The sequence below is a fragment of the Corallococcus sp. AB038B genome (assembly GCF_003668955.1).
In the GTDB taxonomy this organism is placed as follows: Bacteria; Myxococcota; Myxococcia; order Myxococcales; family Myxococcaceae; genus Corallococcus; species Corallococcus exiguus.
In genome coordinates this window covers 454,790-470,981 of the sequence record NZ_RAWO01000004.1, presented here as the reverse complement: position 1 = coordinate 470,981, position 16,192 = coordinate 454,790, and the positions used below count along the sequence as shown (strand labels likewise).

Annotated in this window: 15 protein-coding genes; 8 read left to right on the top strand and 7 right to left on the bottom strand. The window is 68.4% G+C overall.

Annotated features, from left to right (window positions below; genetic code table 11):
- Window positions 1–65 precede the first annotated feature (65 nt).
- The 5 genes from D7Y04_RS21230 to D7Y04_RS21210 all read left to right on the top strand — a co-directional run bounded on the left by D7Y04_RS21230 (window position 66) and on the right by D7Y04_RS21210 (window position 6,286).
- A complete protein-coding gene (locus D7Y04_RS21230; protein ID WP_121760496.1) occupies window positions 66–2,180 on the top strand; it encodes an ATP-binding protein in 2,115 nt (704 codons plus the stop codon).
- Complete coding sequence (locus D7Y04_RS21225; RefSeq protein ID WP_121760495.1) at window positions 2,170–3,543, top strand: sigma-54 dependent transcriptional regulator; 1,374 nt, start codon at window positions 2,170–2,172, stop codon at window positions 3,541–3,543. Before D7Y04_RS21230 ends, D7Y04_RS21225 begins: the two co-directional genes overlap by 11 nt.
- Before the next feature lie 88 nt (window positions 3,544–3,631).
- A complete protein-coding gene (locus D7Y04_RS21220; RefSeq protein WP_121760539.1) occupies window positions 3,632–4,156 on the top strand; it encodes an OmpA family protein in 525 nt (174 codons plus the stop codon).
- A gap of 34 nt (window positions 4,157–4,190) precedes the next feature.
- On the top strand, window positions 4,191–4,988 hold the full coding sequence (locus D7Y04_RS21215; RefSeq protein WP_121760494.1) for a DUF3014 domain-containing protein: 798 nt from the start codon (window positions 4,191–4,193) through the stop codon (window positions 4,986–4,988).
- A gap of 155 nt (window positions 4,989–5,143) precedes the next feature.
- Window positions 5,144–6,286 (top strand): hypothetical protein, encoded by a 1,143-nt coding sequence (locus tag D7Y04_RS21210; protein ID WP_121760493.1) that lies wholly within the window; start codon window positions 5,144–5,146, stop codon window positions 6,284–6,286.
- A gap of 18 nt (window positions 6,287–6,304) precedes the next feature.
- On the opposite strand, the gene D7Y04_RS21205 is transcribed toward D7Y04_RS21210, so the two are convergent.
- Together D7Y04_RS21205 and D7Y04_RS21200 are read right to left on the bottom strand one after the other, a co-directional pair.
- Window positions 6,305–7,651: a hypothetical protein gene (locus tag D7Y04_RS21205; protein ID WP_120595962.1), complete on the bottom strand. Its 1,347-nt coding sequence runs from the start codon at window positions 7,649–7,651 to the stop codon at window positions 6,305–6,307.
- A 7-nt stretch (window positions 7,652–7,658) separates the two neighbouring features.
- The gene (locus D7Y04_RS21200) at window positions 7,659–8,753 is read right to left on the bottom strand and encodes an amidohydrolase family protein (protein ID WP_199749709.1); all 1,095 of its coding nucleotides are present in this window, start codon (window positions 8,751–8,753) and stop codon (window positions 7,659–7,661) included.
- A gap of 188 nt (window positions 8,754–8,941) precedes the next feature.
- Here D7Y04_RS21200 and glsA point away from each other — a divergent pair, with 188 nt between their 5' ends.
- Complete coding sequence (gene glsA, locus D7Y04_RS21195; RefSeq protein WP_121760491.1) at window positions 8,942–10,018, top strand: glutaminase A; 1,077 nt, start codon at window positions 8,942–8,944, stop codon at window positions 10,016–10,018.
- Between the two features lie 3 nt (window positions 10,019–10,021).
- Here the strand turns inward: glsA and D7Y04_RS21190 are convergent, their stop codons facing one another.
- The 3 genes from D7Y04_RS21190 to D7Y04_RS21180 form a co-directional block, all read right to left on the bottom strand.
- Window positions 10,022–11,182, bottom strand: a complete 1,161-nt coding sequence (locus tag D7Y04_RS21190) for a DcaP family trimeric outer membrane transporter (RefSeq protein ID WP_199749708.1) — start codon at window positions 11,180–11,182, stop codon at window positions 10,022–10,024.
- 176 nt (window positions 11,183–11,358) lie between these two features.
- On the bottom strand, window positions 11,359–12,567 hold the full coding sequence (locus D7Y04_RS21185) for an erythromycin esterase family protein (RefSeq protein ID WP_121760489.1): 1,209 nt from the start codon (window positions 12,565–12,567) through the stop codon (window positions 11,359–11,361).
- A gap of 58 nt (window positions 12,568–12,625) precedes the next feature.
- Window positions 12,626–12,889 carry a hypothetical protein gene (locus D7Y04_RS21180; RefSeq protein ID WP_120595957.1) on the bottom strand — a complete coding sequence of 88 codons (264 nt, stop codon included), beginning with the start codon at window positions 12,887–12,889 and terminating at the stop codon, window positions 12,626–12,628.
- Between the two features lie 268 nt (window positions 12,890–13,157).
- Between D7Y04_RS21180 and D7Y04_RS21175 the strand changes: the two genes are divergently transcribed.
- On the top strand, window positions 13,158–13,961 hold the full coding sequence (locus D7Y04_RS21175; protein WP_233601520.1) for a carboxymuconolactone decarboxylase family protein: 804 nt from the start codon (window positions 13,158–13,160) through the stop codon (window positions 13,959–13,961).
- A gap of 11 nt (window positions 13,962–13,972) precedes the next feature.
- Window positions 13,973–14,206 carry a tautomerase family protein gene (locus D7Y04_RS21170; protein ID WP_121760487.1) on the top strand — a complete coding sequence of 78 codons (234 nt, stop codon included), beginning with the start codon at window positions 13,973–13,975 and terminating at the stop codon, window positions 14,204–14,206.
- Window positions 14,207–14,225: 19 nt separating this feature from the next.
- Here D7Y04_RS21170 and D7Y04_RS21165 read toward each other — a convergent pair whose 3' ends face one another.
- Entirely contained in the window at window positions 14,226–14,999 is a 774-nt protein-coding gene (locus D7Y04_RS21165) for a ferredoxin--NADP reductase (protein ID WP_171807899.1), read from the bottom strand.
- A 222-nt stretch (window positions 15,000–15,221) separates the two neighbouring features.
- The gene (locus tag D7Y04_RS21160; RefSeq protein WP_121760486.1) at window positions 15,222–16,187 is read right to left on the bottom strand and encodes a hypothetical protein; all 966 of its coding nucleotides are present in this window, start codon (window positions 16,185–16,187) and stop codon (window positions 15,222–15,224) included.
- Between the last annotated feature and the right edge of the window lie 5 nt (window positions 16,188–16,192).

Genomic DNA, 16,192 nt, shown 5'->3' with positions numbered 1-16,192 from the left:
AGGCGCCGGCCCCTGGAGGGAACGGCTGGCCCGAGCCTTGCGTTGTGTGGACTCCCTCGCACTCCATGCACCGCCTCCTCGCCCCCCTCGTCCTCCTGCTCGTTGCCCTGGCCAGCGTGGCGGGCGGAGCCGTGTGGTTCATCCAGCGCGACCGGCAGGCGCTCGTGGAACAGTTCGGACGCGACCGGCAGGCCCAGCTGGAGGAGGCCGCCAGTGGCGTCGCCCGGTCGCTGGAGGACCTGGGGGACAACCTGCGCTTCGCGAGCGAGCTGCTCGCCCAACCCGGGTCCGCCGGAGACCATCACAACGAGCTGCGTGCCCTGCTGGAGTCCGTGGGTCAGTACCGGGCCATCGCCGTGCTGGGCCCGGACGGCGAGGAGCGGCTCTTCCTGGTCGACCACAAGTCGCGCCACCTGCCGAGGGAGGCCGTCCACCCTCCGGCGCTCGCGGACACCGCGCGTCAGGCGCTCACGGCCCCGGTGGGGCACGTCATCCCCTCGCCCCCCATCGAAGGCGCGTCCTCCGGGTGGATGCGAGTCTTCGCCATCCGCATCGACTCCGACATGCCCGGGGGCGGAGGCGTCGTCGCCATCCTCGTGGACACCGAACCCATCTTCGCGCCGCTGCGCATGGTGACGGTGGAGGAGAACACGCGGCTGCTCCTCCTGGGCGCCCACGGCACGCCCGCGCCCATGAGCGACCCGTCGCTCGCGTCCTGGCACCGGCGGCTGGGTGAGACCGACGGGAAGCTCGTGCCGGGCTTGCGCACCCTGGTGGCGCGGATGCGCGCGGGAGCTTCCGGGTCGCTGCGGATCAACGAGGCGGAGGCCTCGCGCCTGGGACTGGGGGCCGCGGACTCGGTGGCCACGTTCCGGCCCCTGCGCATGCGAGGCGAGGCCTCCTGGTCCGTGGCCACGCTCTCCTCCACGAGCGCCCTGCGCGCCCACGAGCGCACCCTGGTGCTGCGCCTGTCGTTGGCCGCGCTCCTCGTGGCGGTGTTCCTGGTCGCGTTCGGGACCTACGTGGTGCTCGCCAACCGCCGGGAGGTGGCGCTCCAGGAGAGCCTTCGCCACGCCGCGAAGTTCGCGCACCTGCACGAGAAGACGCAGAAGATCCTCGACCACATCCCCACGGGCATCCTGGCGCTCGACCGCGAGGGCCGCATCAGCGCCGTGAACCAGGCGTTGCGTGCGCGCCTGCCAACCACCGCCGTGGGGAGCACCCTCCCGGAGGCCTTCCCCACCGCGCCCATGGCCGCGGTGCAGCGGCTGACGGCGATGGTGCTGGCCGCGCGGGACAAGGGCGCCGTGCACAGCCTGCACGGCGAACCGCTCAGCCTCTTCAACGAGAAGGACCAGTTCAACGTCCACGCCGTCCCGCTGGAGCACGGCGACGGCGAGGCGAGCACGCTGCTGGTGCTGGAGGACCTGAGCAACGTGCGCATGCTGGAGGACCAGCTCCTGCGCGCGGAGAAGCTGGCCACGGTGGGCGTGCTCGCCGCGGGCGTGGCCCATGAAATCGGCACGCCGCTGGGCATCATCCGGGGCCACGCCGAATACATGCTCCAGAAGGTGGGCGGCGTGGAGCACCCGCAGGGCCGGGGCCTCAACGCCATCGTCACGCAGATCGACCGGGTGAGCCGCATCATCCGCCAGCTCCTGGACCTGTCGCGCCTGCAACCCGCGCGGGCCGGCGTCGTCCCCCTGGCGCCCCTCGTGCGGGGCCTCCAGGAGCTGCTCGACGTGGAGGCAGAGAGGCGGCACGTCCACTTCGAACTGGACGTGCCCGAGCGGCTGCCCAGCCTCGCGGCGGACGCGGATCAACTCCAGCAGGTGCTCCTCAACCTCGCCCTCAACGCCTGTGACGCTTGCAGCCCCGGAGGCCACGTGCGGCTGAGCGCCACGACGTGCATGGCGGGAGACACCCCGGCGGTGGAGATCCGCGTCCAGGACGATGGCCGGGGCATCGCGCCGGAGCACCTGCACCAGGTGTTCGACCCCTTCTTCACCACCAAGAAGCGCGGCCAGGGCACGGGCCTGGGGCTCAGTGTGGTGGCGCAGATCGTCCGCAACCACGGTGGCCAGGTGGGGGTCGAAAGCGAGCCCGGCCGGGGCACCGTCTTCACGCTGCGGTGGCCGGTGGCCGCCGCGCCCGGCTGGGAGGAACGGCATGCCGTCTAGTGCGCGCATCCTCGTGGTGGATGACCACGAGGAGATGGGACAGATGTTGAAGGAGCCCCTCACGGACGCGGGCTACCGCGTGGACCTGTCCACGGGGGGCGCGGACGCCATCGCCCAGCTGAGGGCCCGCGTCTACGACGTCGTCCTGTGCGACCTGCGCATGGAAGAGGTGGACGGGCTGGACGTGCTCGCGGCGGCGCGCCGGCACGACCCGGAGCTCCCGGTGCTCCTGATGACGGCCTTCGGCGCGGTGGAGAGCGCCGTGGAGGCGATGAAGCGCGGCGCCTACCACTACCTCACCAAGCCCTTCCGCCTGGACGAGGTGCTGCTCCACGTCGGGCGCGCGCTGGACTCCCGGCGCCTGAGGACCGAGCACCGCGACCTCAAGCGCCAGGTGGCCCAGCGCGGCGGCCTGGGCTCGCTCCTGGGCCACAGCGTGCCCATGCGGACGCTCTACGAGCTCATCGACCGCGTGGCGGCCTCGGAAGCGCCGGTGCTCATCCGGGGCGAGAGCGGCAGCGGCAAGGAGCTGGTCGCCAGGGCGCTCCACTCCGAAGGCCCCCGGAGCCAGGCCCCCTTCGTGGCGGTCAACTGCACCGCCCTGCCCCACGCCCTGCTGGAGAGCGAGCTGTTCGGCCACATCAAGGGTGCCTTCAGCGGCGCCACCACCACGCGCCGGGGCCTCTTCGTGGAAGCGGACGGAGGCACGCTCTTCCTCGACGAAATCGGGGACATGCCTCCGGAGCTCCAGGCGAAGCTGCTGCGCGTCCTCCAGGACGGCGAGGTGCGCGCCGTGGGCGCGGATGGCTCGCGCCGCGTGGACGTGCGCATCCTGGCCGCGACGCATCAGGACCTGGACGCGCGGGTGAAGGAAGGCCGCTTCCGGGCGGACCTCTACTACCGGCTCAACGTCGTCTCACTCCGGGTGCCGCCGCTGCGCGAGCGCACGGAGGACATCCCGAACCTCGCGGAGCACTTCGTGGCGCAGGCCCGCGCCCGCAATCCGCGCTCGTCCGTCACCACCCTGGCCCCGGAGGTCGTGGCCACGCTCTCGCGCATGCCCTGGCCCGGAAACGTGCGGGAGATGGAGAACCTGGTGGAGCGCCTGGTCGTCCTGGGTGCGCAGCCCACCGTGGACCTGGCCCAGCTGCGCCTGCACACCTCGGAGGCCGCGCCGGAGGTCCACCCGCTGGCCGCGGCCCACGGACAGGTGGTGCCGCTGAGACAGCTGGAGGGTGAATACATCGCGTGGGTGGTCGCCCGCTGTGGAGGCAACAAGACGCGCGCCGCGGAGCTGTTGGGGATTGATGTCTCCACCATCCACCGCAGGGAGAAGACCGACAGCGGCGTTTCGCAACGCTAGAACGACGCGCTTTGCGAGTCATCGCGCCACCGCGCGCGAGACTCCAGACGGAAGGACCGCGGCACAGCCCTTGCTCATGTATCAGGGCATGAACCGAACCCACCTGGTCCTCCTGCTGTCAGTGATTGGCCTCACCGGTTGCGCGAGGCGCGCGGCCAACACGAGCACCGCCGACGCGGCGACCCACCCGCCGGCCCCCACCGCCAGCGACCGAGGCAACGCGGCGCGGCCCACGCCCGACGACGAGGAGCAGGCGCTCGCGGCGCTCAACGCCGCGCCCATCTACTTCCCGCTCGACTCCTCCCTGCTCCCGTCGGAGGCCACCGACGAGCTGTCGCGCATCGCCCAGGCCCTGCGTCAGCGAGGCCTCGCGAAGGTGACGGTGGCGGGCCACACCTGCGAGCTGGGCACGACGGAATACAACATCGCGCTGGGCCAGCGACGCGCCGCCAGCGTGCGCGCCTACCTGGTGAACCTGGGCGTCGAGCCCGGGCGCATCTCCGTCATCTCCTACGGAGAAGAGCGGCCCGCGGACACGAACGCCCCGGAGAAGAACCGCCGCGCGGAGTTCTCCTTCCGCGTGGCTGAACAGGCCCGCGCCGGCGAGCTGTAAGCCTTTTTCGAACCCTCACCGCGACCCCACTCACATGAGCTCCAGCGAAAACGCCCCCCTCCCGCCGTCTGTCATCCGTTCCCTGCGCTGGCCCCTGGGCATCGCCGCCGTCGTGGCGCTCCTGGGCGGGTCGAGCTACTTCTTCCTGCGCACGTCGGAGCCGCCTCCCGCCCCCACGCCGACGATCGCCGAGCCCACGCCTCCAGCGCCGCCTCCGCCCCCGGCGGTGCAGCTCTCCGGCACCGACGCTCGCGTGAGGGAGCAGTTGAAGGGCCTCTCCAGCGACACGGACTACGCGCGCTGGCTGTCTTCAGAGGACCTGGCCCGCCGCTTCGCCGCGTCCGTGAACCTGGTCGCCGAAGGCCAGAGCCCGCGCATGCCGCTGTCCTTCATGGCGCCCACCGGGACCTTCCGCGTGACAAAGCGTCATGGCCACACGGTGACGGCGCCGGAAAGCCATACCCGTTACGACGGCGTGGCCCGCGTCATCACCTCGCTGGACGCGAAGAAGGCGGGACAGGTGTATCAGGAGCTCAAGCCGCTGCTGGACGCCGCCCACGCGGAGCTGGCCCCGCCGGGCCGGAGCCTGGACGCGACCCTGTCGCAGGCCATCGGGCGTCTCACCCGGGTCTCCGTCCCCAAGACGCCTCCGGAGCTCACGACGAAGGGCGCGCTCTACGTCTACGCGGATCCGGACCTGGAAGCGCTGGGCGCGGCGGAGAAGCACCTGCTGCGCATGGGCCCGGAGAACATGCGCAAGGTGCAGGCGAAGCTCACCGAACTGGCCGCCGCCCTGGGCCTTCCGTCGCAAGAGCAGGCGCGCAGGCCGTAGTCGTCGCCGGACAAAGGCGAAGGCAGCCTGGCCAGGACGGAAACGGCTGAACGGCTGAATGCCCGCGTCAGCGCGGTGGGTGACCTGCCTTCGCACGGCCTGGCTGCTTCGCGGACTGGCAGGAGGCGCACCCACGGCACAGCTTTTGGATTGCCATGGACGTCCCTGCCTCGCTGCTCGACTTCTCGCTGGTCCAGGAAACCTCGCTCGACCGGCGGCACCGCTTCGCCCGTCTCGACCGGATTTCGCAGCCCGCGCGCATCGTCTGCCTGATGCTGGTGACCTGGCTGCCGCTCCTCGTCCTGTCGCTCCTGGAGGGCGGGCCGCTGGCACACGCCTTCCTGCGCAACGTGGCGACCCATGTCGAGTTCCTGGTGTCCCTGCCGCTGCTCATCGCGGCCGATGGATACATCGACAGGCGCCTCGCGGCGGCCGTGCGCCATTTCGTCATCGCGGAGCTGATTGATGCGAAGCACCTGCCCCGCTACGAGGCCATTGCTCGCGACGCGGCGCGGGGGCGGCGAAGCGGCGTCATCGAGGCCGGGTTGCTGGTCGTCTCCTTCGCCCCGTCCTTCTTGCACGTGCCCTACCTGCCGAACCGTCCGGACTGGCTCCATGCGGAGCCCGGGGGCCCGCTCACCCCGGCCGGGTGGTGGTACCTCGCGGTGAGCATGCCGATCATCCGGTTCGTGCTCCTGCGCTGGCTGTGGCGGGCGATCCTGTGGGCGATCTTCCTGTTCAAGGTCTCCAGGCTGCCGCTCTCTCTCGTGCCCACCCATCCGGACTCGGCGGGCGGAATGGGCTTCCTGGGCACCTGCCAGGCAAGCTTCTCGGTCATCGTCCTCGCGTTGTCCGCCACGCTCACCGCGCAGCGTCTGGCGCACGCCTCCAGCGCGAACTTCACCGGCTACGCCATTCACCTGGCCGCCTTCTCGATCATCTGCCTTACCGTCGTCTTCTCGCCGCTGATGTTCTTCTTCCGTCAGCTCCTGCTGGCGAAGCGAAGGGGGGACCATGCCTACTCGGGCGTGGCGGCCTGGCACTCGCGGCGTTTCGAGCAGCGGTGGTTCCACCGCGAGCTACCGGAGGGGCTGAACCCGCTGGGCGCGCCCGAGTTCTCCTCACAAACAGACCTGAATACGTCCTTCACCGCGGCGCGCGGCATGCGCTGGTTCCCGGTGGACATCCGCGCCGCGCTGGCCGTCGTCGCCGCGGCCATGGCCCCCATGGTGCCCCTGCTCCTCGCCGACCGGCGCTTCATCGAGGTGATGCTGGAGCTCGGTAAGAGCATTCTCTGACGTGGCGACGCACCGTCGTCAGAGCAGGATGTCGGTGCCCACCGAGAGGGTCGGCCCCGTCTGTCCAGCGGTGTAGAAGCCGAAGCTGGACCCGGTGGGGCTGCGCTGGACGTAGATGAAGTGCAGGTTCAAGCGCCAGCTGCGCGCGGCCATGGGGAACACGCTGACGCCGCCCGACAGCTCCCAGGGTCTGCGGTCGAACTCGTCGAACACCAGCGAGCCGGAGGAGTACACGCCCACGTATTTCGGGACGACCATGTACATGGCCTGGGCGAAGAAGCCCTGGTCGAAGATGGAGTCCTGCGGCACCGGCCCGGTGGCCAGGAAGTTCGAGAGCCGCCGGAAGAAGTACTCCCCCTGGAAGGTGAAGCCCCGGTACTTCGCCCCGACGTCGAACGCCAGCACCTGGTAGTTGAGCTTCTGGACCGTCACGCCATCCGCGAGCGCGCCCTCCTCGAAGGCCAACAGCCCATCGGAGAGGCGGATCTGCGTCTCGTTGGGAGGCGAGCCCAGCTGGTTCGCCCGGTCTTCCCGCGCATGCGCGGCGGAGATTCCGAAGCGCGTCGCCACCCGCGGGTGCTCCTCGAAGTCCGCCAGGCCCCCCCGCAGGCCATACTCGCCGGTGGTGGGCATCCACGCGATGGAAGCGCTGTAGGCCAGGTCGCGCGAGTCATTGGTGGCGGTGATGCCCAGCTGGCTCAGGTTCGTGTTCACGGAGACCGTGTAGAAGAACCGCGAGAGGGGCTCGCCCTTCAGCCACACCGCGGAGGAGAACCCGCCGCGAAAGAACTCCTCGCCCATCTGCCGGTCGCTGGAAGCCCAGAACGGATGGGAGCCCTGCATCGAACGCGAGGTGAGCGTGGGGCCGATGCCGGCGCCCAGCGTGAGGGCCTTGTTGAACTTGAACTGCAGGTTGCCGAAGGCCAGCGTCTGCTGCGTGGTGGGCAGCGACCAGACGGTCACCGTGTAGCTCAGGCGCGGATGCAGCGCGAAGCCCGAGAACCAGATCATCGTGCGGTGCCAGTTGATGTCGTTGCGGGTCTTGACCTCGTGCTCGCGTCCCAGATGGTCGATGAAGATCTGATTCCCCGGGAGTTGATTCACATAGCGCACCAACCCATAGAGGCTGATGTTCAGGCTGCCCCAGTCGGTCTTCAGCAGTTGAAAGCCCCGGGCCGGCGTGAACTCGCCAGCGACGGTGTTCTCCGCGGGCTCCAGGTCCTGGTCATCCACGGGGGGCGTGTCCGCCGGAGGAGTGACCGCGGCATCATCCTGGGCCATGGCACGCAAGGGAAGGAGTGCCAGCGCACCGGCGAGCAGCGCCAGCAGGGTCGCGAGACAGCGTCGACGGAAGTGCGGGGACATGGCGCGCTCAGGGAGCAGCAGCGGGGGGTCGTTGAGAGCGCTCCCACGCGCGGACCTTGAGCCGGGCCGCGTCGAAGAGCCGCGCGAAGTTTCCTTGGAGCAGCTTCGCGCGGGCCTCTGGGGTCAGCATCTCCAGCATGGGCGCATACTGCGTGTAGACGCGCAGATACTTGGACTGGGTCTCGGGCGAGACCTCATCGGTGCCGAAGAGGAAGCGCTCCGGATACCGGTTGATCGTCTCCGCCACCCTTCGTGCTGTCTCCGGAGTGGCCACCGCGTACTTGGCGACCTCGGACCAGGAGATGTCCATGGACACGTGTCGAAGCTCCGGGTCCGCCAGGATCCCCTCTATCAACTCGATGTGGTGTTCCACCGGACGCACCACCCGGCCGACACCGACGTGCGCCCAGATGATGGTCGTCTTCGGATGCCGCTTGAACAGGGCCTTGATCTGCTCCAGGTGGACCGGCGTCGACCCCTCTTCCGCGAAGGGAGCGTCCAGGTCGTTGTGCAGGAGCACCACCAGGCCCACCTCACCGGCGAAGTCCAGGAGGCGGTCGAGGGCCGGGTCGGTCAGGCTGGCCACCTCGCCCGCGACCTTCGAGGAGACGAACTCCTTGTGGATGGTGAACTCGCCAATGCCGCTGAACACGCCGGGATAGACCGTGAGCACCCGCCGGATGTGATCCGCCGCGTACATGTCCGTCGGGTTGAAGCCGGTGATCATCGGCTCGAAGCGCGCGCGCTGTTCCTTCGGCAGGGACAGGTACGCGTTCGCGATGAACGCATCCGTGAAGGAGTAGTAGTAGAGCGGCGCATCCGTCTGCAGGTAGTACGTGGGCGCGGCGCTCCCTGACACCCGGTAGGACCACTGCTGCTGCAAGGGGATGCCGAACAGCGTGGCCCGTCCGACCTTGTCTCCCATCACGCTCAGCAGGTGGCGGATGTCGCAGCCCTCCTGGACATAGTTGGTCAGGTGCACGTGGGAGTCATTGAAGAGGAAGGACCGCTTGGGGGTCTGTGCCACGGCGTCCGCGGCCAGGAGCAGGCCGAGCGCGAACCACGGACACCACGGCGTCATCGGTCTGGGCTGTCGAGCCATCGCCGGCCTCCGGGCAGGGAGCCGCACGCTAGGCATGCCCATCCCTCCAGGGAGAGCCGCCCCTGGGTGCATGAGCGATGTCTGACGGGCAGAGGGGCGCCCGTGAAGCCCCCTCCCCCAAGGCTGTCCTACCGTCGATGGAGAACTACGTTCCGCCGTGAAAGGCATTCACAACGGGAGGAGCCCCCATGCTCGCAGGCAACCAGGGTCGCTGGAGTGTTCTACTGGCGGCGATCGCCGCCATCACGCTCACGACGAGCGCTTCGGCACAAACGGCCGCGACCGGGCTCCCCACCGACGCGGAGTTCCAGTCCGCCATGCAGCGGGCCTATTCAGCGAACAAGGCCGTCACCGAAGGCAAGAACGCCGACTACATCCCGGCGCTCGCCAAGGTCGACCCGAAGCTGTTCGGCATCGCCATCCTCACCGTGGACGGAAAGGTCTACTCCGTTGGAGACACCGACCACGCGTTCTCCATCCAATCCATCTCCAAGCCCTTCACGGCGGCCAGGCTGATGTCGGAGATGGGAGTCCAGAAGATGGAGGACAAGCTGGGGGTGAACGCCACCGGCCTCCCCTTCAACTCCATCGAGGCGATTGAGCGGAACAAGCAGCAGGAGGAACCGCCCACCGGCAATCCCCTGGTGAACGCGGGCGCCATCGCCACGGTGGGGAACCTGAAGGCCGCCAACGCGGACGCGCGCTGGAACAGCGTCATCAACAACCTCAGCGCGTTCGCGGGACGCAACCTCTCCGTGGACCAGCAGATCTACAAGTCCGAGGCGGAGACCAACACCCGCAACCGCTCCATCGCGGATCTGCTCAAGGCGTATGAAGTGATTCCCGGCAACCCGGCGGAGGCGCTCGACGTCTACACGCGGCAGTGCGCGGTGGCGGTGAACGTGAAGGACCTGGCCGCGATGGGCGCCACGCTCGCCACGGGCGGCACCAATCCGCTCACCGGCAAGGCGGTGGTGAGTCCGGACGTCGCCGCGCACACGCTCGCGGTGATGATGACCGCCGGCCTCTACGAGGACTCCGGCACCTGGGCCTACGACGTGGGCGTGCCCGCCAAGAGCGGCGTGGGCGGCGGCATCGTCGCGGTGGTGCCCGGCAAGTACGCGGTGGCCGCGTTCGCTCCTCCCCTGGACGAGGCGGGCAACAGCGTGCGCTCGCAGCGGGCCATCGAGTCCATCGTGAAGGACCTGGGCGGCAACGTCTTCCACGTCGCGAAGCGGCCCGCGGCCCGGCCCTCCCCGCGGTAGGCGTCACTTCTCCTTCTTGAACGTGTGGTCGAACGAGTACTGCATCGAGAACTGCAGCCGGAAGTCATCGTAGATGTAGCCGCCCCGGAAGTTGCGGCGTTGTCCCCACGAGAACTCCGGACCGAAGAAGAGGTCCTCCGTGGGATGGACCAGCACGTTCGCCAGGGCGTAATTGCCAGCGCTGAACGCGTTGTCGCCCTGGCCATTCGAGTTCACGACGTTGACGAACGAATGGCCAATCGTGCTGGTGAACAGCTCGCTCCAGGTCAAATCCAGGAAGGCGACCGTGCTCAACATCTCCAGGCCCACGCCCTCGACCGGCTTCGCGGAGCCGGCAGGGTTCAGCTTGACGGCGACGTCCACCCCGGCGTCGTTCATGTAGTTCTCAATGGCCTTGCCATAGACGACCTGGAGCCGGAGCACGGCCTTCTTCCAGGGGAGCTTCAGGTTCGAGCTCAAGGCGACACCCGCCCCCACGGTGTCCCCGGACAGGTCGATGGCATCGTCGTTCAGGTCATCCCACCGGAGGTAACGCACGATGCCCGCCAGTTGCACGTGACCGAAGCCGCCGCTGTACCGGTAGTGGGCTATCACGTCGGGCGCGGGGAAGCGTGAGGTGACGCCCTCCAGCTCGATGCGCTGGGAGTAGTTGTCGACGTCCGCCGAGCCGCCCGGACTTTCGAGGGACAGGTGCAACTCGTGCGCGGGCCCCTGGAGCGGGCGCCAGCGGATCTGGGCGTTGCGGAAGAACACCATGCCGTTGGGTCCCCAGTACTCGATGGAGTTGGGGAAGACGTCCGGGTCCATGAACCCGCTCCACGTCTGGCCCGCGCCGAACTGGCCGAGCTCACCGAAAGCGTGTCTCAACCGGAACGTCGTCTGGCCCGCTTCGTCACCGACCCCGAACAACTCCGCTTCCAGGTGGACCTTCAGGTCGCCCAGTTTGGTGGGAAGGAAGCTCTTGATGCCGAGCCGGCTCTGCCGGACACCGAAGAACACGCGTCCCTCGCCGCCGAACTCACCGTCGAACGAGGGCAGCTTCGTGGGCCGCAAGACGTCAAACCAATCCTGGTTGATGGTCCCGAAGTTGTAGCCCGAGTCGGTCATCGCGAAGCCGAAGACCTCCAGCTGCGGACCGGTGGGCTTCTCCTCTTCTTGAGCCATCGCTGGGAGCGCGCAAAAGCAAGACGCCCACAGCCCTCCCACCATCCATCTTCTCAGCCGCATGAGAGCCCCCTCCCCCGGAGGCTCGAAGCTGGAAGCAGGCGCATGCCGATTCAACCGTGCGCGCGGACAGCAGGAATGGGGCCGCGCTCACAACCGGGTCGTACGGCGGGGCGTCAGCGGGCCACCGGGCGCGAAGGGGTTTCCTCCCGGACGATGAGCAGCCCATCCATGACCGTTGCCCAGGGGGCCTTCATCCACGAGGTATAGGTCAGGGGACGGGCCACCCTGGGCCCCAGCTCACGAAGCTGGCGCCCATCCAGATACCGGGTGTCTCCGGTGTGGTTCGCGAACGCCTCGGCCTCCAGCGAATCGGGGGTCGCGGGCGCGAGGACAAACGTTCGGGCACTCGCGCCGAGGGAATGGCTCCCGGAGCTCGCGGAGAACCCCAGCACGAAGGACTGCTCCCCGAACCGCTCACGGACATAGGTCCCCAAGGGAATCCGCTGCCGATCGTCCGCCTCCACGCGCGTCATGTCCTTCGCGGCATGAACCGTGGCGGTCCAGACAATGGCCTTTCGGGGCTGGGAGGACTGGGACAGGAGCCACTCCAGATTCATGAACATGGAGCGATCTCGCGCGTTCATATTGTTCCAGTCCCGAGGCCCATCAGGCTGCTCCAGCGCCCGGGCCCGCGCGGCGGCCTCACGGGTGAAGTTCCGCACCAGATTGCGGGCCATCTGCAGCTGCTCCGGTGTCGCGGGTGTTCCGGGCCGGGAGAGCGCCGACTCCCAATCCTTCAGGCAGCCCAGGAGGACCTTCGCGGTCTCCGCCGTGTACGGGTGGGCGTCGTCATACCGCCAGGCCAGGTGCCGTTCGAGCTTCACTCCGCACTCCGCCTGCCCCGAGCTGTTGAACAAGGGGATGAGCTCACGCGCCATCTCGTTCTGCGCCCAGGTGCCCCTGTTGAGCTGATCATCGATTCCGCCGACCACGAGGGTTCCCGCCCGGAGCCGCCCGGACAGGAACGGAATCAGGGGTGCCATCTCCGGACTGGCCCACATCCCGCCAATGGCAGCTACGAGCACGTCATCGCTGACAGGCTGGCCCGCCTTCAGCAGCGACTGGATGCGGAGGAAGTCGTAGGTGCCTGTCTCGATGAAGAAGGCGTCGAACTGGCACTCCTCCACCAGCCTGCGGGTCAGCTCCACCTTGAAGGCCACGGTCCTGGCACTGCCGTGGTTGGAGTCCTCCCCCAGCAGCGCCATCTGCTTGCCGCAGAGTTCCTGGACGATCCGGTCGGTGTCGGAGACCCGAGGGGCCTCACTTCTGGGTGACGAGGCACAGCTCGAAAGCAACGGCAGCAGGAGCAGCAGGTATCTCATTCACGGCCCTTCCATGTGCCGGCCATCATGACCCAGATGGCCGGCAGTTGGAGTGGCTTTAGAGCAGGCACTTCAGGGTCGAGGGATCGCACTCGTAACCCTGATTGCAGTACTTCAACTCGCAACACGGCTGCTTCCAGGCACCACAGCCCGGCTTGTTCTGGGCAGAGACGTCATCCGAGACCGCGTCCGTCGTGGGCGCCTGGACATCCGCCGGAACGCCTTCCGTCGGGTCGACGTCCGCCATCTCTGTTCCACCGCAGGCCAGCGCCAGGGACAGTCCCATCACAACGAAAGCACTCTTCACGATACGCGTCAGCATCGGGAACTCCTCTCGGTGAGAACCGCGCCTGCCTGAATATCGAAAACAAGCATGCGCGTGCAATTCAATGCCTCGCACGCGAACCATCCCGTCGCAAAGGGATTGAAGCCTGGGTGTAGAGCTTCACGGCGCACTCATTATCAAACCTGGGTTCAAAGCCCATTCACGTCCGGCCTCCTGGCCACGGGCGGGATACGGGCGTACCCCTTCAAGCATGAGACCTCTGTCATGCTTCCTCTTCGCCTTGGCCCTTCCCCTCGGGTCCCCGATGGCGGCGACACCGGTCCAGGGAGGCCCGGAGATCGCCATCTCGCGCGGAGGCTCGCGACCCGTGGAGTTGGCGGAGGCCGAGCACTTCACCGGCACCGTGCACCGGCAGGCCCTCTTCGGAACGAACCCACCCGGGCGAGCGACCGGAGGCTCCGTCACCTTCGAGCCCGGCGCCCGCACCGCGTGGCATGTCCATCCTCTGGGACAGACCCTCATCGTCACGTCCGGCACCGGGTGGCTCCAGCGCTGGGACGGCCCCATTCAAGTGTTCCGCGAGGGCGACGTCGTTCAGATCCCCGCGGGCGTCAAGCACTGGCACGGCGCCACGCCGGCCACCCGGATGACCCACATCGCCGTCCAGGAGGAGAGCGACGGCAAGGCCGTCACCTGGCTGGAGAAGGTCAGCGACACGCAATACGCCAAGGGCGCCTCCGCGCCCCAGGGAGCCACGAACATGAAGAAGGAACCTTCCGCGCTGAAGCAGCAGCTGGGCGACTTCGCGCCCAAGATGGTGCAGCTCACGGATGACGTGCTGTTTGGCGACGTCTGGGAGCGCACGGAGCTCGCGCCCCGCGACCGCAGCCTCGTCACCGTCGCCGCGCTCACCATGGGCGGCAACACCGAACAGCTGCCCTTCCACCTGAAGAAGGCCCGGGAGAACGGCGTCTCGGAGCCGGAGCTCGTCGAGGCGCTCACGCACCTGGCCTTCTACTGCGGCTGGCCCAAGGCCCTGTCCGCGATGAACGTCGCCAAGGAGACGTTCAAGACGCCAGCCCCCGCGAAGGAGCCGTCCCAGAAGTAGAGGATCGGCGCATGCCCCACGTCACCGTGAAGCTCTACCCCGGCAAGTCCGAGCAGCAGAAGACCCAGCTCGCCGAGCGGATCGTGAAGGACGTCATGGAGGCCCTCGGCAGCACCGAGGGCGCCATCTCCGTCGCCATCGAAGAGATCTCCCCGACGGACTGGCCTGAGACGGTCTACCGGCCGGAGATCGCCGGCCAGTGGGACCGCCTCTACAAGAAACCCGGCTACAACCCGCTCAAGTAGGCAGCGGGGCGTGGCCGCTTCAGCGCTCGGCGAAGGCCTTCTCGGTGACGTAGTGGCCGGGCTCTCCGGGGGTACCTTCCCGGAAGCCGCGCTCCTCCAGCATCGTCGTGAGGTCCGAGAGCATGCCGGGGCTGCCACAGAGCATCACCCGGTCGACCTCCGGGTTCAGCGGAGGCAGGCCCACGTCCTTGAACAGCTTCTCGCTCTGGATGAGGTCGGTGATGCGACCCGTGTTGCGGAAGTCCTCGCGCGTGACGCTCGGGTAGTACGTGAGCTTCTGCTTCACCAGCTCCCCGAAGAACTCGTTGTGCGGCAGCTCGTGGAGGAAGAGGTCGTGGTAGGCCAGTTCCTCGGCCCGCCGGCAGGTGTGCGTGAGGATGACCCGGTCGAACTGCTCGTACATCTCCGGGTCCTTCACCAGGCTGAGGAACGGCGCCAGGCCCGTGCCCGTGCTCAGCATGTAGAGGTTCTTGCCGGGCAGCAGGTGCTTGAGGACGAGCGTGCCGGTCGCCTTCTTGCTGACCAGGATGTTGTCGCCCTCTTTGAGGTGCTGCAACCGGGAGGTCAGGGGCCCGCCGGGCACCTTGATGCTCAGGAACTCAAGGTGGTCGTCGTAGTGGGCGCTCACCATGCTGTAGGCGCGCAGCAGCGGGCGGGCCTCGACCTCCAGGCCGATCATCGTGAACTGGCCGCTGGCGAAGCGGAAACCCGGGTCCCGCGTGGTGACGAAGCTGAAGAGGGTGTCAGTCCAGTGGTGCACGCGCAGCACGGACTCCTTCATGAGACTGCTCACAGTTGTTGCTCCAGAAGAGGGCCGGCGGCGTTCTAGACCACCCGAACGCGCCAGTTAACGGGCGATGTTGTGCGACAGATTCCCCCCTCCGTACCAGAGGAAGCAGCCCGGCGGGCAGCCTTGCGCTTATCGGCGGGTTCAGGTCTCCAGGGGGTCCGCCGGTCAGGCCGGGCCTCTCCTGGGAGCCCTGGAGCCGGCCCTGGCCCCGGATGAGCTGGGGCCCTACTGGCCTGACTCGGTCGCGCCTTCCTCCAGGAGACGGCCCCACAACGACGTGTCATCCACCACCAGCCGTCCCGAGGACACCTGGACGCGCCTCTCAATCTGCGCTTTGCGGAACTGACGCGCCGGCATGGTGGGCTGCCGGGGATCCAGGTCGTTCACGAACATCTGCTCCTGCACGCGGATGCCGTCCGTGCCGAAGCTCAGCGCCGCCGTGTAGTCGTAGCGGCGGAGCCACCGGCTCGGGAGTGTGCGGGACGCGGTGCGGTTGAGCTGGAAGACCCCCGGGCTCGCGCAGGCCCCCTGCGCGTTCAGCACCGACTCGTTGATGAAGCGATTGCCCCGTTGAAACACCATCCTCACCGACCGCTGGCAGGAGGCCGCGTTGGGCCCCGAGCACCGCTCGCCCTCGGCGACCAGGAGGTCGGCTCCGCCCACCCGCTCCATGCGCAGCTTCGCGTTCCGGGTCCGAGACCGGAGGACGCCCAGGGCGCGGACCGCCAGCCCACGGGGCGTGGACTCCACCAGGGCGACCGGCCCCATCCCGTCACCGTCGGAGAAGTGGCGCACCACCGCCCAGACGAGCTGCAAGTCCGGGCGGACCTCGCTCACCACCAGGTCCGCGGGCGTGAGGGGCCTCACCGGAAGCGGCGTCGACGCGGCACTCGCCTCGACGCACTCACCCGGCGCCGGGTCCTCCCAGAGCACGGGCGTCCCCATGCAGTCGGTGTGCGGCGTGGCGACCTGCCCCGTCCGCGCGTCGTAACCGCTGAGCAGCAACTGGAAGAGCGGCTCGGCCCTCCACTGCTCCGGCGCCAGCGCATGCATCCTCGCGGGTCGCTCCGCGAAGCAGAGCGCCTGGGCCTTGGGGGCCTCGCGCACGGGCGCCGCCCGGTTGCACCCCGTCAACCCCAGCGCCAGCAACGTCCCCCACCGCACCCACTCCGCCGACCTTGAATTCTTCATCTCCC

Excerpts from the sequence above, each read along its gene's own strand:
- D7Y04_RS21230 (WP_121760496.1), top strand. The coding sequence starts at position 66 with ATGCACCGCCTCCTCGCCCCCCTCGTCCTCCTGCTCGTTGCCCTGGCC.
- D7Y04_RS21225 (WP_121760495.1), top strand. The coding sequence starts at position 2,170 with ATGCCGTCTAGTGCGCGCATCCTCGTGGTGGATGACCACGAGGAGATG.
- D7Y04_RS21220 (WP_121760539.1), top strand. The coding sequence starts at position 3,632 with ATGAACCGAACCCACCTGGTCCTCCTGCTGTCAGTGATTGGCCTCACC.
- D7Y04_RS21215 (WP_121760494.1), top strand. The coding sequence starts at position 4,191 with ATGAGCTCCAGCGAAAACGCCCCCCTCCCGCCGTCTGTCATCCGTTCC.
- D7Y04_RS21210 (WP_121760493.1), top strand. The coding sequence starts at position 5,144 with ATGGACGTCCCTGCCTCGCTGCTCGACTTCTCGCTGGTCCAGGAAACC.
- D7Y04_RS21205 (WP_120595962.1), bottom strand. The coding sequence starts at position 7,651 with ATGTCCCCGCACTTCCGTCGACGCTGTCTCGCGACCCTGCTGGCGCTG.
- D7Y04_RS21200 (WP_199749709.1), bottom strand. The coding sequence starts at position 8,753 with ATGGCTCGACAGCCCAGACCGATGACGCCGTGGTGTCCGTGGTTCGCG.
- glsA (WP_121760491.1), top strand. The coding sequence starts at position 8,942 with ATGCTCGCAGGCAACCAGGGTCGCTGGAGTGTTCTACTGGCGGCGATC.
- D7Y04_RS21190 (WP_199749708.1), bottom strand. The coding sequence starts at position 11,182 with ATGGCTCAAGAAGAGGAGAAGCCCACCGGTCCGCAGCTGGAGGTCTTC.
- D7Y04_RS21185 (WP_121760489.1), bottom strand. The coding sequence starts at position 12,567 with ATGAGATACCTGCTGCTCCTGCTGCCGTTGCTTTCGAGCTGTGCCTCG.
- D7Y04_RS21180 (WP_120595957.1), bottom strand. The coding sequence starts at position 12,889 with ATGCTGACGCGTATCGTGAAGAGTGCTTTCGTTGTGATGGGACTGTCC.
- D7Y04_RS21175 (WP_233601520.1), top strand. The coding sequence starts at position 13,158 with ATGGCGGCGACACCGGTCCAGGGAGGCCCGGAGATCGCCATCTCGCGC.
- D7Y04_RS21170 (WP_121760487.1), top strand. The coding sequence starts at position 13,973 with ATGCCCCACGTCACCGTGAAGCTCTACCCCGGCAAGTCCGAGCAGCAG.
- D7Y04_RS21160 (WP_121760486.1), bottom strand. The coding sequence starts at position 16,187 with ATGAAGAATTCAAGGTCGGCGGAGTGGGTGCGGTGGGGGACGTTGCTG.